Source organism: Serinicoccus shuyuelongi (assembly GCF_045032955.1).
Lineage (GTDB): Bacteria > Actinomycetota > Actinomycetes > Actinomycetales > Dermatophilaceae > Ornithinicoccus.
The window spans coordinates 381,391-394,160 of record NZ_JBJFZU010000002.1; the positions used below are offsets into that span (position 1 = coordinate 381,391).

The following is a 12,770-nucleotide window of genomic DNA, read 5'->3' on the forward strand; positions in this document are numbered from 1 at the left end:
GGATGGTGCCAAACGACCCTTTTGGCCACATGAGGCCGCGGGTGGGGTGGACAGCGTGTCTGTGGCCTGCCTAGTGTGAGGAGGGGTCGCACCACCGAGGGTGAGTACAGGGGGGTGCGGTCCCATCCACGAAATCGACCCTCGGAAGGGGAACATCATGGCCGTTGGTGGTGAACTCGCAACTCTGCGAGACCTGCACAAGACGCTCGACACCTCCGCTCAGGACATCGAGCGGGTGTCCGGTGACATCGACAAGTCGCTGAACAACACCGTCTGGACCGGTACCAACGCGGAGAAGTTCAAGGACGCCTGGGGCACCTTCAAGCCCACGCTGACGCCGAAGCTGGTGGACGCCCTCAATGAGGCGAAGGAGGACATCCGGACGCAGCACAACAACCTTGCTGCCGCGACCGGTGAGTCCGAGCGCATCTGAGGTCATCCGACCGTCTGCACCGAGGGCCGGGTCGCGCATCCTGCGCGGCCCGGCCCTCTGCTGTCGTCTGCGTGTCTCTGCCGGATCCACTAGATCACCGCATACAGTCCGATCGTGGATCCGATCCGTAACCCCTACGCCCCCGGCGCGGGCCAGCGCCCGCCCGAGCTCGCCGGCCGTGACGAGCAGCTGGACAGGTTCCGGGTGGTGCTGGAGCGCATCGCCCGGGGTCGCCCCGAGCGGTCCATGGTGCTGACCGGGCTGCGCGGGGTCGGCAAGACGGTGCTGCTCAACGCGCTGCGCTCGACCGCGGTCCGCTCCCGGTGGGGGACCGGCAAGTACGAGGCGCGTCCGGAGCAGGGGATGCGCCGTCCGATGGCGGCGGCGCTGCACGTGGCGGTGCGGGAGCTGGGGCACCCGCGGGGTGAGGACCTGGACCACGTGCTCGGGGTGGTCAAGGCGTTCGCCCAGAAGGACCAGCCAGGAGCGAAGCTCCGGGACCGTTGGAACCCGGGTATCGACGCCCCGGCCGTGTCCGGGCGGGCCGACTCCGGTGACATCGAGATCGACCTGGTCGAGCTGCTCTCCGACGTGGGCGGGCTGGCCGCCGACGTGGGCAAGGGGGTGGCGATCTTCATCGACGAGATGCAGGACCTGCAGCCCGACGACGTCTCGGCGCTGTGCGCGGCCTGCCACGAGCTGTCCCAGGCGGGGCTGCCGGTGATCGTCGTCGGGGCGGGCCTGCCGCACCTGCCGGCGGTGCTCTCCGCGAGCAAGTCCTACTCCGAGCGGCTCTTCCGCTACAGCCGGATCGATCGGCTCTCCCGGGAGGAAGCGGCCCGCGCGCTGCAGCTGCCGGCCGAGGACGAGGACGCCACCTGGTCCGCGGAGGCGCTGGAGGTGATGTATGCCGCGACCGGCGGCTACCCCTACTTCATCCAGGCCTACGGCAAGGAAGTCTGGGACCTGGCCCCGAGCTCGCCGATCGGTGCCGAGGACGTCCGGGTCGCCGGGCCGGAGGCCGAGGCCGAGCTGGCGGTCGGGTTCTTCGGGTCGCGCTACGAGCGGGCCACCCCGGGTGAGCGGGAGTACCTGCGGGCGATGGCGGACATCGCCGCCGACCAGGTGGAGTCCGGTCAGGACGTCGACGAGATCGAGTCGGTGGCCACCGCCGACATCGCCGCCCACCTCGACCGTAAGGCTCAGTCGCTGTCCCCGGCGCGGGACGCGCTGCTGAAGAAGGGCCTGATCTACTCGGGCGAACGGGGTCGGATCGCCTTCACCGTCCCGCACTTCGGACGGTACCTGCGCGCGCACACCTGACCCGGTGCGCGGGGTGACGCGTGCGGTGCCCGGGGAATACGGTGCCGCCGACCGACGTTGCCCACATTCCCCTGGCCCGTCGACGGCGCCGCCACCCCTGAACAAGGAGCCGCCGAGCCGTGAGCCTGATCGTCGACAACCTGGACCTCACCATCGTCGTCGGCAGCCTGGTCCTGCTGGTGGCCGTCGCCGCGGTGCGCCTGTCCACCCGGCTCGGGCTGCCGACGCTGCTGATCTACCTGGGGCTGGGGCTGGTGCTCGGCGAGGCTGGTCTGGGGCTCCGGTTCGACGACGCGGAGCTCAGCCAGGCCATCGGCCTCTTCCTGCTGGCCATCATCCTGGCCGAGGGTGGGTTGACGACCCGGTGGTCCGTGATCCGTCCGGTGCTGGGGCAGTCCCTGGTGCTGGCCACCCTCGGGGTGCTGGTCAGCGTCGCGGTGACCTCGGGGATCACCTTTCTGCTGCTGGACGTCGACCTCCGGACCGCACTGCTGCTGGGGGCGATCGTGTCCTCGACGGACGCGGCCGCCGTGTTCAGCGTGCTGCGTCGGCTGCCGGTCTCCCCGCGGCTGGGGGCCACCCTGGAGGCCGAGTCCGGTTTCAACGACGCGCCGGTGGTGATCCTGGTGGCGCTGCTCGTGGCCGACGGGTGGGACCAGAACAACGTCGTCGTGACCGGGGGGCAGATCCTCTTCCAGCTCGTGGCCGGGGTGGCCGTGGGTCTGCTGGTCGCGTGGGTCGCCAGCCAGGCGCTGCGCCGGGTCGTGCTGCCGGCGGTGGGCCTCTACCCGATCGCCACGATCGCCATGACGCTGCTGGCCTACGGCACTGCCGGGCTGCTCGGCGCCTCCTCCTTCATGGCGGTCTATGTGGCGGCGGTGCGGCTGGGCAACGCTCGACTGCCGCACGCCGACGACACCAGGGGCTTCGCGGAGGCACTCGCCTGGCTCGCCCAGATCGGGCTGTTCGTCCTGCTGGGACTGCTGGCCAGCCCGGGGCGGCTGCTCGAGGCCGTGCTGCCGGCGCTCATCGTCGGTAGCGGCCTGCTGCTGGTGGCGCGCCCCCTCTCGGTGCTGGTGACGATGAGCCCGTTCCGGATGCCCTGGCGGTCCCAGGCCTTCCTCTCCTGGGCCGGGCTCCGGGGCGCCGTCCCGATCGTCCTGGCCACCCTCCCGATCAGCGCGGGGCTGGAGTCGGCCACCGAGATCTTCGACATCGTGTTCGTGCTGGTCGTCGTCTTCACCCTGGTGCAGGCGCCTGCGCTGCCTTGGCTCGCGCGCCGTCTGAGGGTGGAGCACAGCGCGTCCGCGGACGGGGATCTCGGCAGCGGCGAGTCGGAGGCCGGCTTCCTGCGCTACCGGCTGCCGCAGGAGCTGGTCGCCCGTGCCACCATCTTCGAGCTCGGGTTGCCCCCCGCGGCCTCGGTCTCCATGGTGGTGCGCGACGGGACCACCTTCACGCCCTCCCAGCACAGCGTGCTCGAGCCTGGGGACCGTCTGGTCGTGCTCGCTCCCTCGGCCCAGCACCGGGCGGTCGAGCGCTGCCTGCAGGACCTGGCGGGGGGACTTGCCGAGGGGGAGCTGGTCACCCTGGACGGGCCGGGCTGACCGCCGGGCTCAGAGCTCCTGGATGTAGCAGAGCATGCGTTCATCGGTGCCGGGCTCATGGTTCCGGAACCCGTGCGACTCGTAGAACCGGCGTGCGTCGAGGTCGTCCTCGTCCACGTTGATGTGGATCTCGCCGCAGCCTCGGACGCCGAGCGCGTCGAACATCGCCCGGACCAGCTCGGTGCCGTGCCCGCGGTCCCGCACGGCAGGCGCGACGTAGAGCTCGTCGAGGACGGCCGACGGGCCGTCGTGGTAGGCGGTGGGACGCAGCGTGATCAGCGCGAAGCCCAGGGGCGAGTCCGGGTCGCCGGAGACCAGGACGACGACGTCCTCGCGGTCGAGCATCGCCGCCAGGCGGCGTTCCAGCACGTCCAGGGGAGGCGTCCACGTATCGAACTCGGTGTTGAACGCCTCGAGCATGGTCGCGACCATGCCCGCGTGAGCCCGTACTGCCCGGAAGACGGCCATCCGCCGATCCTGCCATCATCGATGACTGCGAGGGGCCGGGAGGGTCTGTCCCCGCAGCACGAGGTGCAGACGCGAGGTGGACGTCGTGTCGTTCCAGGCATACCGGGACAGGGCCGAGAAGAGAGCGGTCGGACGGCATCGCCGCCCGGTGGCGGTTCTGAGCCGACCAGGCTCGCGGTCCCGGTTCCGGCGCCGGTATGCGCAGGGGCTCAGCCGCGGAGGAACTCGTGCTCGAGGATGCCCATGATGACGTCGTCGAACCACGTGTCGCCCATCCGGCAGCTGTCCCGCTCGCGGCCCTCCTCGACGAACCCGCACCGCCGGTACATCGTCATCGCCTCCTCGTTGAACGCGAGCACCCGTAGCTGGACGCGGTGCAGCCCGAGGGTGCCGAAGGCATACCGCAGCGCCAGCCGGGTGGCCTCGCTGCCCAGTCCTCGTCCCAGCAGCCGCGGGTGCAGCAGCCCGATGGAGAAGGACGCCTTGACGTCGACCTCCCGGAACGAGTGCAGGCGGACCACCCCGACGAGTCTCCCGTCCGCCTCGATCATCCACTCGACCCGGGAGGGGTCCGAGCCCGCGGCGACCGCGGCGGCATACCAGGTGTCCGCCTCCGCCCCGCTCATCGGACCGGACCCGCGCAGCGAGGCGAAGCCGCGTTCGATCTCGGCGTGGAAGCCGTGGCGCCGGCGTTCGTCACGGTCGGTGGGGCGGACGGGGCGCAGGGTCACCCGGTCGCCGGTCAGGGTCGGGACGGTCACCGGCTCATCGTGTCATCGGGCCAGACCGGACGCGCCGGAACCCCTCCGTAGATTGTGTTGACACAAAGTGCGGGTCGGCCTATCTTTGTGGCAACACAAAGGAGGCCCACCATGTTGCTCGACGCCATCGTTCTCACCCTGGTCGGGGCGGTCGCCGCTCTGCTGCCGTTCAGTGCGGCATACCGCTCCCACCTCACCCGTCGGCTCGCCCGGCAGGCCGGGACCACGGTCCCCGCCGACCAGGTCGATGCCCTGGAGGCACGGATGGCGCGCCGTGCGTGGGGCGTCGGTGGGGGTGTCGCCCTGGCCGGGCTGCTCCTGCTCGGGTGGGCACTGCTGGGTCCCGGGCGCGGCGAGGACTCCACCGGCAGCTACCTCGTGCTGTCGGCGATGTTCGTCTTCGGCGCAGGCGGTCTTGCCGTGGTCGAGATCTTGCGTCCCGGGCCGCCGGTCGACGGGCCGCGGACGGCGAGGGCGACCTCCCCGAGTTTGGCGGACTACCTGCCGCCGCTCGTGCGCGTCCTCGTCCCGCTCTTCATCGCGCTCGGCCTGGTGGTGCTGCTCACCGCGCTCGCCCTGTCCTGGTCGCCGTGGTTCGACGCCGACACCATCTGGCGCAGCCCCCTTCCGCTCCTGGCTGCCGCGATCCCGGTCCTGTCGCTGCTGTCGGTGCTGGCGGTCCGTGCCGTGCTGGCGGCACCGCAACCGGCCCGGGGCGAGGTCGACCTCTTCTGGCAGGACCTGGTGCGGGCCAGCACCCTGTCGTCGGTGGTCTTCCCGCCCGCGCTGGTCGCCGTCTTCGCGCTGATCGTGTGCGGGTCCGTGCTCGACGACGCCGCCTCGGTCGCCGCCCAGGCTCAGGGGCAGGTCGGGCCCGGCTGGAGTCTGTGGCTGCTCATCGCCGGGTATGTCGTGCCGCCCCTGCTGGCGTTCGGTGCCCTGGCAGCGACGCTGCGCTGGGGTGGCAACGAGATGCAGCACACCCGGTCCCGGCTCTGGGGCGGACGGATGGTCGGGACCGCCGCCCGCGCGGGGCGCGCCTGATGCTCCGGGTCGATCCGTCCGCGGACGAGCCGCCCTTCGCCCAGCTCCGCGACCAGGTCACCGCTCAGGTCGCCGAGGGGTCGCTGGCCCCGGGTGAGCGGCTGCCCACGGTCCGTCGACTGGCCGGTGACCTCGGCATCGCCCCCAACACGGTCGCGCGCGCCTACCGTGAGCTGGAGGCGGCCGGGGTGCTCGTCGGTCGGGGCCGGGCGGGCACCTACGTCGCCGATGCGGCCAGGGTCGGGGCCGCACCGACGACCGGTAGGGCTGCCGCACAGAGTGCTGCCGCCACGTATGCCCGGACCGTGCGGGAGCTGGGGCTGCCGCCGCACGAAGCGCTGATGCTGGTGCGGCAGGCGCTGCGGGCCTGAGGGCATACCGGCGAGGGGTGACGGAGGGGGAGGCGGTGTCCCGGTGGGGGCATAACGCTCGCCCGGTGGTTGCACAACGCTCGCCCGGTCGGTGAAGAGAGGGGGAGCCGTCTCCCAGCCCGGGCATGCAAGAAGCCCCACGCCCGAAGGCGTGGGGCTTCTTGTAGGTGTGTGGGTCAGCTCAGAGGGGCCGGACCTTCTCCGCCTGCGGGCCCTTGGGGCCCTGCGTCACGTCGAACTCCACCTTCTGCGCCTCCGCGAGCTCACGGTAACCCGAGCTCTCGATGGCAGAGTAGTGAACGAAGACGTCAGCGCCGCCGCCGTCCTGCTCGATGAAACCGAAACCCTTTTCGGCGTTGAACCACTTCACGGTGCCAGTAGCCACTGGTGTTGCCTCAATCTTTATCGCTGTCGGGACCCACGTCTGCGGTGCCTCCGGACTACCGAAGATGTGCTCAGGATGACGCTTCCGGGCTACCGGGGTGCGCAATCTCGAAGGACACTGGTACGGCTAGTCAATGCCACGCTAGCACGGGTTCGCCCTTGCGGCCCAGCCATGGCGGAGGGGACCGGCGGAGCCGGTCCCCTCGTCACCCCGAACGGGGTCGGTCAGCCCTCGCAGGCCGCCATGAACTCGTCCTGCGCGGCGGCCGAGTCCTCGACGTCGACCGACGGGATCTCGATGGACTCCTCCAGCCGGGTGTCGTCCTCGATGACCGCGTCGTTGACCTCCTGGAACGGGGCGTTGATCCGCTCCAGGAGGGCGGACTGGTCGCCCTCGGCGGAGTCCACCAGGTCGGAGATGCGACCGGAGAGCAGCGTCACCTCGGAGAAGGACACGGGGTCCAGGTCGTCACCGGTGCCCAGCAGGTCGCGCTGGGTGTCGGCGCGCTCGGCCAGCGGGGTGCCCTGGCCGGCGAAGAACTCGTCGCAGACCGGGTCGCCCATGGACTCCCCGCCCATGGCGCCCTCGGACTCGGTCGCCGCGTCGCCCATGTCCTCGGACTCCATCGCGTCGTCGGACTCCATGTCCTCCTCGGCGCCGGTCTCCTCGGAGACGTTGCTGCCGGTGTCGTCGGTGCTCTCGTCGTCGCTGCAGGCCCCCAGGACCGTCACGGCGGTCAGTGCGGTCAGGATCGTCAGTGCGCGTCGCATATGTGCTCCTCTATCTCACGGATAGCCCCGTTCGGGGCAGAAATGTCGCCCGCGCGGTCGTCGGCACGCACATCACCAGGTGACGGCGGTGGCCGCGGCAGGGCAACTGCCTAGTTTGGCACGCCCCTGGACGCCCAGCAGCCTCGTCCGCCCCCTCAGCCCCTGACTGTGACGAGTCTCATGCTCCTCAGGCGTCGACGACGACATCCCCCAAGGGGTATGAGCAGCAGGGCAGGAACTTCCCGGCGGCGATCTCCCGAGGACGGATACCCCCCGCGTGCCGGATGTCGACGTCCCCGCTGAGCAGGTCCGACTTGCAGGTGCCGCAGAGGCCCTGGCCGCAGGCCGAGCGTAAGGGCACCCCCGCGGCGACCGCGGCCTGCAGCACGGTGGTCCCCTCGGGGCAGGGCACCGTGCGGCCGCTGCGACGGAACTCCACGGACCGCGTGGCCACCGCGGTCGCCGCGACCGGGGAGGCCGGGGCGACCTCGGGGAGGGTGAAGCTCTCCAGGTGGCACCGTTGCGGCGGCACCCCCAGCTCCCGCAGCGCGGCGGACATCGCGGCCATGTAGGGCGGGGGCCCGCAGAGGAAGACCTCGCGCTGCGCCACGTCCGGCACCAGGGCCTGCAGCAGCGGTGCCCCGAGCCGCCCGCGTGGCCCCACCCATACCTGACCCGGGTCGATGCCCTCGCAGATCGCGCTGAGCCGCAGCGTCAGGCCACCGGCGGCCAGCGCCTCCAGCTCGGTCCGGCAGATGAGGTCCGCCGGGGTGCGGGCGCTGTGCACGAAGGCCACGTCGGCGCTCTCGGCCAGGTCCGCCAGCGTCCGGGTCATCGACAGCATCGGGGTGATGCCGCTGCCCGCGGACAGCAGCAGGTAGCGGTCGCTGGGGTAGCCGGCCAGCGAGAAGTCCCCGTACGGTCCGCTGACCTGCAGCCGGGAGCCGACCCTGACCTGGTCGTGCAGGTAGGTCGAGACCGGCCCGCCCGGGGTGCGCTTGACGGTGATCGTGAGCAGGTGCGGACGGGTCGGCGGGGAGGAGATCGTGTAGCAGCGCTGCAGCCGTCGCCCGTCGACCGTGACGCTGAGCACCAGGTACTGCCCCGGCGCGAAGGAGAACGCGCGCGGCCCGGGCGGTTCCAGCACGAAGGTGGAGACGTCATGGGTGACGGCGACGACCGCCTTCACGCGGACCTCGAGGTCGAAGGCGGCGCCCCCGCCCGGCAGCGGCGTGGGCGTGGACCGGGTGACCGGCTCCAGCACGGCGGTCACGGCGTCGCCTCACACATCCGTGCGACGTACCAGGTGACGAACTCGTCCACCTGGTACTCGCTGGGCATGTACGGCCCCGGTGTGTAGGCGGGACTCGACACCCCCTCCTGGGCACGGGCCACGAAGGCGCCGTCCTGGGCATTGGTCTCGCGCCACACGTGGGTCAGCGCGTCGACGTCGTAGTCGACACCCTCCACCGCGTCCTGGTCCACCAGCCAGGTGGTGCGGACCAGCGTCCGGTCGGCCGCCAGCGGCAGCACCGAGAAGACCACGGCGTGGTCGGACATCACGTGGAACCACGCGTTCGGCTGGGTGTGGATCGACAGCCGTCCCAGGCGGGTGGTGTCGACGTGCCCGAGCAGCCGCCGGCACAGGGCCGCCCCGTCGGTGCTGAAGGACTCGCCCCGACCGTCGAGCGGCTCCCGCTGCACCCGGAAGCCGGTGGCCGGGGCGGACAGCTCCTCGATCCGGGTGTGCGGCAGGTCCAGCCGCGCGCAGGTGGCCAGCAGGTCCCGCTCCGCGGCGAGGTAGCGCTCGTGGTCGGGGCGCAGCCGCTCCGGCACCTCGTCCTCGGCCAGCCCGTAGGTCAGGAAGAAGGTCGCGGACAGCTCGGGGTGACCGTCGCAGTGGTAGCACTCACGGTTGTTCTCCATCACCAGCTTCCAGTTGCCGTCCTCGACCAGGTCGACCTGAGCGGCGACCTTGGCGTCGGTCAGCCGGTGCTTCTCCAGGTAGGGCGTGAGCCGGGCGGCCACGTCCTCGAGGTCCGCCGGTGGCTCGGCGGCCAGGCACAGGAAGACCAGGCCGGAGATGCTGCGCAGCGGGACCGTCCGCAGCCCCCAGCAGGAGGGATCCAGGCCGGCCGGCTGCCCCGGGGCGAAGAGCAGCCGTCCGTCGGTGCCGTAGGTCCAGGAGTGGTAGCCGCAGACCAGGTTGCCCACCGAGCCGGAACGTTCCGGCAGCAGCCGGGCACCGCGGTGCCGGCACACGTTGTGGAAGGCGCGCACCTGCTCGTCGTCGTCGCGCAGCACGATCACCGAGGTGGTGCCCAGGGTGATGGTCACGTAGTCGCCGGGCTCGGGGATCTCGGCCTCGGTCGCGGCGAAGAACCAGTGCTGCCCGAAGATCGTCGCCAGGTCCGCCTCGAAGATCTCCGGGGAGGTGTAGAAGGGGCCCGCCAGCGGCATACCGGGGACGCGCTCGCGCAGCAGCGAGCCGAGGTCCTCCGTGGGCCGGGTGTCGATGCTCATGTCTGCCTCTCTGCGGGGTGAGGAGCGGCGCGCCTCAGATCGCCATGCACAGGCGCAGCGCGTCGTAGATGGCGGCGTGGATGTTGCGGCTGGCGACGGCGTCACCGATCCGGAAGAGCTGGTAGCGGCCCTCCGGGTGCGTACGGATCTGCTGGGGCCGCCCGTCCAGCAGCGCCTGCTGGTCGACCTCACCCAGGTTGCTGGAGCCGGGCACCAGCGCGTGGTAGAGCTCGTCGTTGGGCAGCGTCCCGTGCTCGACGACGACGGTGTCGACCAGGCGCTCCCAGGTGGTGGGGGTGTAGTCGCTGCCCAGGTGGGCCACCAGCCGTCCGTCCGGGGCGGCACTCACCCCGACCAGGCGGGTGGCCAGGGTGGTGCGCACGTCGTGCTCGGCGAACGCGCGCAGGTATGCCGGGCTGTTCATGCTCCCGACCGCGGCGGCGAGCGTGCGCTCCGGGGTGACCAGCTCGAGCCCGGCGACGACGGGGGCGAGCAGCTCGGCGGCACCCATCGCGCTCTCGTTGCCGTTGTCGTCGTAGACGAGGACGCTGCCCCGGGGTCGGACGGTGCCGTCCATCACGTCCCAGGTGTCCTTGACCAGGTGTGCGCCCTGGCTCAGGAAGGTCGTGTTCGGCAGGCCGCCGGTGGCCACGACCACGACGTCCGGGTCCAGCGCCAGCACGTCCTCGGCCTCGGCGTAGACCCCGTAGCGCAGCTCGACCCCCAGCACCCTCGCCTCGGCGACCCGCCAGTCCACGATCCCGACCAGGTCACGGCGGCGTGGCGCCGAGGCGGCCAGCCGGATCTGGCCGCCGGGCTCGTCCGCGGCCTCCAGCACCGTCACCCGGTGACCGCGCTCCCCGAGCACCCGCGCCGCCTCCAGCCCGGCCGGGCCGGCCCCGACGACCACCACCCGCAGGCCCGGGTCCGGGCTGAGGTCGACGACCTGCGGCAGCGTTTCCTCCCGCCCGGTGGCCGGGTTGTGGATGCACTTGGCGTCCCCGGACTCGTAGATGGCGTCCAGGCAGTAGTTCGCCCCGACGCAGGGCCGGATCCGGTCCTCGGTCCCGGCCCGAACCTTCGCCACCAGGTAGGGGTCGGCCATCTGCGCCCGGGTCAGCCCGACCAGGTCCACCAGGCCCTCGCGGACGGCATACCGGGCGGTGGCGACGTCGGAGATCCGCCCGGCGTGCATCACCGGCAGGTCGACCGCGCGGCGCACCTGCCCGGCGAACTCCAGCTGCGGGGCGGCCGGGGTGCCCATCGAGGGGATCACCTCGGCCAGGGTGGCGTCCCGGTCGATGGTGCCCCGGATCACGGACAGGAAGTCGACCCCGGCCTCCTGGTAGTGCTTGAGCGCCAGCAGCGCCTCGTCCTGGTCGAGCCCGGGCCGGGTCTGCTCGTCCATGCTCATCCGGATGCCGACCACGAAGTCGGGGCCGACCGCGGCGCGGACCGCCTGCACGACCCGCAGCCCGAAGGTCATCCGGCCGTGCAGGTCACCGCCGAACTCGTCGTCCCGCTGGTTCGTGGCGGGGGACGTGAAGCCGTCCAGCAGGTGCCCGTAGGACTGCAGCTCGATGCCGTCCAGGCCCCCGGCCCGGCACCGCTGCGCGGCCTCGGCGTACTGGGTGATGATCCGCTCGATGTCCCAGCGCTCGGCCTGCTTGGGGAAGGAGCGGTGCGCGGGCTCGCGCTGGTGCCCGGCGTAGACAAGCGGGAGCCAGTCCGCGGTGAAGTTGCTGCTGCGCCGCCCGAGATGGGTGACCTGGCACATCACCGCGGTGTCGTGCTCGTGCAGGTCGTCCGCGAGCCGCTGGAACCACGGCACCACCTCGTCCTTGTAGAGCAGGATGTTGCCGAACGCCGGAGGGCTGTCGGGGGCGACCACCGCGGAGCCGCCGATCATGCTCAGGCCCACCCCGCCCTTGGCCTTCTCCAGGTGGTAGCGCCGGTAGCGGTCCTTCGGCATGCCGTCGTGGGTGTATGCCGGTTCGTGGGAGGTGCTCACCACCCGGTTGCGCAGCGTGAGCGGACCGAGGTCGAAGGGCTGCAGGAGGGGGTCGAGCGTGCTCACGTCCTCAGTGTGGAGCCGGGGACCACAGAAGAAAATCGCAGAGAATCGCACGCGACCGTGCAATCATCGTGCATGATCGACCCTCGGTTGCGCAGCCTGCAGATGGTGGCCTGGCACGGCACCGTGACCCAGGCCGCCGCGTCGTTGAGCTACACCCCCTCCGCGGTCTCCGCCCAGCTCCGGTCGCTGTCCGCGGAGCTGGGGGTGACGCTGCTGCACCGCCAGGGCCGGACCCTGCGGCTCACCCCGGCCGGGCGGCTGCTCGTCGAGCAGGCCGAGCAGCTGCGCGCGGACTGGGAGCGGATGTATGCCGAGCTGCTGCACACCTCGGACCGGGTGCCGGCGACCCTCGGCCTGTGCGGCTTCTCCACGGCCGCCGCCTCCCTGCTGCCCTCGGTGGCCACGGCTGTGCTGGCCGCCCACCCGGGCGTTGACGTGCGGCTCATCGAGGCCGATCCCTACGAGTGCTTCGAGCTGCTGCTGGCCGGCCGTGCGGACGTGGCGGTGGTGGTCACCACCCAGGACCTGCCCGCCGAGGCCGACCCCCGTTTCGAGCAGCGACCGCTGATGGCCGACAAGCTGGACCTGCTGGTGCACGCCGGGCACCGGCTGGCGGCCCGCACCAGCGTGCCGCTGGCCGAGACGGCAGACGAGCCGTGGATCATGGATCATCCGGGCAGGCCCAACCACGACATGGTGCTGACCTCGTGCCTGGCGGCCGGCTTCAACCCGCGGCTGGCCCACGAGATCGTGGAGTGGGGCTCGGGTGCCGCCCTGGTGGGCGCCGGGCTGGGGGTGGCGCTGGTGCCGCGGCTGGCGCGGTTGCCCTCGGGCTACGACATCGTCCGGGTGCCCCTGGAGGGTGACCCGAGCCCGGCTCGACAGGTGCGGACCGGCATCCGGGCGGGCAGTGCCGACCACCGGTTGGTCGCCGCCGCGCTGCGGGAACTGACCGGGCTGGCCGCGGTGGACCGGTCGGGCCGGGACGTCGAGGGGGAGGGCTGACCG

The 12,770-nt window shown here is 71.8% G+C and carries 13 protein-coding genes; 6 read left to right on the top strand and 7 right to left on the bottom strand.

Annotation, left to right across the window (positions count from 1 at the left end; all coding sequences use genetic code 11):
* Window positions 1-157: 157 nt before the first annotated feature.
* The 3 genes from ACI3EY_RS01965 (at window position 158) to ACI3EY_RS01975 (ending at window position 3,363) form a co-directional block, all read left to right on the top strand.
* Window positions 158-433: a WXG100 family type VII secretion target gene (locus ACI3EY_RS01965; RefSeq protein ID WP_405038605.1), complete on the top strand. Its 276-nt coding sequence runs from the start codon at window positions 158-160 to the stop codon at window positions 431-433.
* A gap of 114 nt (window positions 434-547) precedes the next feature.
* The gene (locus ACI3EY_RS01970) at window positions 548-1,756 is read left to right on the top strand and encodes an AAA family ATPase (RefSeq protein ID WP_405039223.1); all 1,209 of its coding nucleotides are present in this window, start codon (window positions 548-550) and stop codon (window positions 1,754-1,756) included.
* 119 nt (window positions 1,757-1,875) lie between these two features.
* Window positions 1,876-3,363: a potassium/proton antiporter gene (locus ACI3EY_RS01975; RefSeq protein ID WP_405038607.1), complete on the top strand. Its 1,488-nt coding sequence runs from the start codon at window positions 1,876-1,878 to the stop codon at window positions 3,361-3,363.
* Window positions 3,364-3,372: 9 nt separating this feature from the next.
* Here the strand turns inward: ACI3EY_RS01975 and ACI3EY_RS01980 are convergent, their stop codons facing one another.
* Entirely contained in the window at window positions 3,373-3,831 is a 459-nt protein-coding gene (locus tag ACI3EY_RS01980; protein ID WP_405038608.1) for a GNAT family N-acetyltransferase, read from the bottom strand.
* Between the two features lie 209 nt (window positions 3,832-4,040).
* A complete protein-coding gene (locus ACI3EY_RS01985; protein WP_405039224.1) occupies window positions 4,041-4,592 on the bottom strand; it encodes a GNAT family N-acetyltransferase in 552 nt (183 codons plus the stop codon).
* A gap of 111 nt (window positions 4,593-4,703) precedes the next feature.
* On the opposite strand from ACI3EY_RS01985, the gene ACI3EY_RS01990 reads away from it, so the two are divergent.
* Both ACI3EY_RS01990 and ACI3EY_RS01995 read left to right on the top strand, forming a co-directional pair.
* Entirely contained in the window at window positions 4,704-5,636 is a 933-nt protein-coding gene (locus ACI3EY_RS01990) for a hypothetical protein (protein WP_405039225.1), read from the top strand.
* On the top strand, window positions 5,636-6,007 hold the full coding sequence (locus ACI3EY_RS01995; protein ID WP_405038612.1) for a GntR family transcriptional regulator: 372 nt from the start codon (window positions 5,636-5,638) through the stop codon (window positions 6,005-6,007). Before ACI3EY_RS01990 ends, ACI3EY_RS01995 begins: the two co-directional genes overlap by 1 nt.
* A gap of 181 nt (window positions 6,008-6,188) precedes the next feature.
* On the opposite strand, the gene ACI3EY_RS02000 is transcribed toward ACI3EY_RS01995, so the two are convergent.
* From ACI3EY_RS02000 to ACI3EY_RS02020, 5 genes are all read right to left on the bottom strand, one after another.
* Window positions 6,189-6,392, bottom strand: coding sequence for a cold-shock protein (locus ACI3EY_RS02000; protein ID WP_405038613.1), 204 nt, complete (start codon window positions 6,390-6,392; stop codon window positions 6,189-6,191).
* A gap of 224 nt (window positions 6,393-6,616) precedes the next feature.
* Entirely contained in the window at window positions 6,617-7,162 is a 546-nt protein-coding gene (locus ACI3EY_RS02005; protein ID WP_405038614.1) for a hypothetical protein, read from the bottom strand.
* Window positions 7,163-7,349: 187 nt separating this feature from the next.
* Complete coding sequence (locus ACI3EY_RS02010; RefSeq protein WP_405039226.1) at window positions 7,350-8,435, bottom strand: FAD-binding oxidoreductase; 1,086 nt, start codon at window positions 8,433-8,435, stop codon at window positions 7,350-7,352.
* Window positions 8,432-9,685, bottom strand: coding sequence for an aromatic ring-hydroxylating oxygenase subunit alpha (locus tag ACI3EY_RS02015; RefSeq protein WP_405039227.1), 1,254 nt, complete (start codon window positions 9,683-9,685; stop codon window positions 8,432-8,434). The genes ACI3EY_RS02010 and ACI3EY_RS02015 overlap by 4 nt, the downstream gene beginning before the upstream one ends.
* Window positions 9,686-9,719: 34 nt before the next feature.
* Window positions 9,720-11,762, bottom strand: a complete 2,043-nt coding sequence (locus tag ACI3EY_RS02020) for an oxidoreductase (protein ID WP_405039228.1) — start codon at window positions 11,760-11,762, stop codon at window positions 9,720-9,722.
* Between the two features lie 72 nt (window positions 11,763-11,834).
* Between ACI3EY_RS02020 and ACI3EY_RS02025 the strand changes: the two genes are divergently transcribed.
* Window positions 11,835-12,767 carry a LysR family transcriptional regulator gene (locus ACI3EY_RS02025; RefSeq protein ID WP_405038618.1) on the top strand — a complete coding sequence of 311 codons (933 nt, stop codon included), beginning with the start codon at window positions 11,835-11,837 and terminating at the stop codon, window positions 12,765-12,767.
* Window positions 12,768-12,770 lie beyond the last annotated feature (3 nt).

What these genes read in the sequence shown, in the direction of transcription:
- ACI3EY_RS01965 (WP_405038605.1), top strand. Translation starts at nt 158, where the DNA reads ATGGCCGTTGGTGGTGAACTCGCAACTCTGCGAGACCTGCACAAGACG.
- ACI3EY_RS01980 (WP_405038608.1), bottom strand. Translation starts at nt 3,831, where the DNA reads ATGGCCGTCTTCCGGGCAGTACGGGCTCACGCGGGCATGGTCGCGACC.
- ACI3EY_RS01990 (WP_405039225.1), top strand. Translation starts at nt 4,704, where the DNA reads ATGTTGCTCGACGCCATCGTTCTCACCCTGGTCGGGGCGGTCGCCGCT.
- ACI3EY_RS01995 (WP_405038612.1), top strand. Translation starts at nt 5,636, where the DNA reads ATGCTCCGGGTCGATCCGTCCGCGGACGAGCCGCCCTTCGCCCAGCTC.
- ACI3EY_RS02005 (WP_405038614.1), bottom strand. Translation starts at nt 7,162, where the DNA reads ATGCGACGCGCACTGACGATCCTGACCGCACTGACCGCCGTGACGGTC.
- ACI3EY_RS02015 (WP_405039227.1), bottom strand. Translation starts at nt 9,685, where the DNA reads ATGAGCATCGACACCCGGCCCACGGAGGACCTCGGCTCGCTGCTGCGC.
- ACI3EY_RS02025 (WP_405038618.1), top strand. Translation starts at nt 11,835, where the DNA reads ATGATCGACCCTCGGTTGCGCAGCCTGCAGATGGTGGCCTGGCACGGC.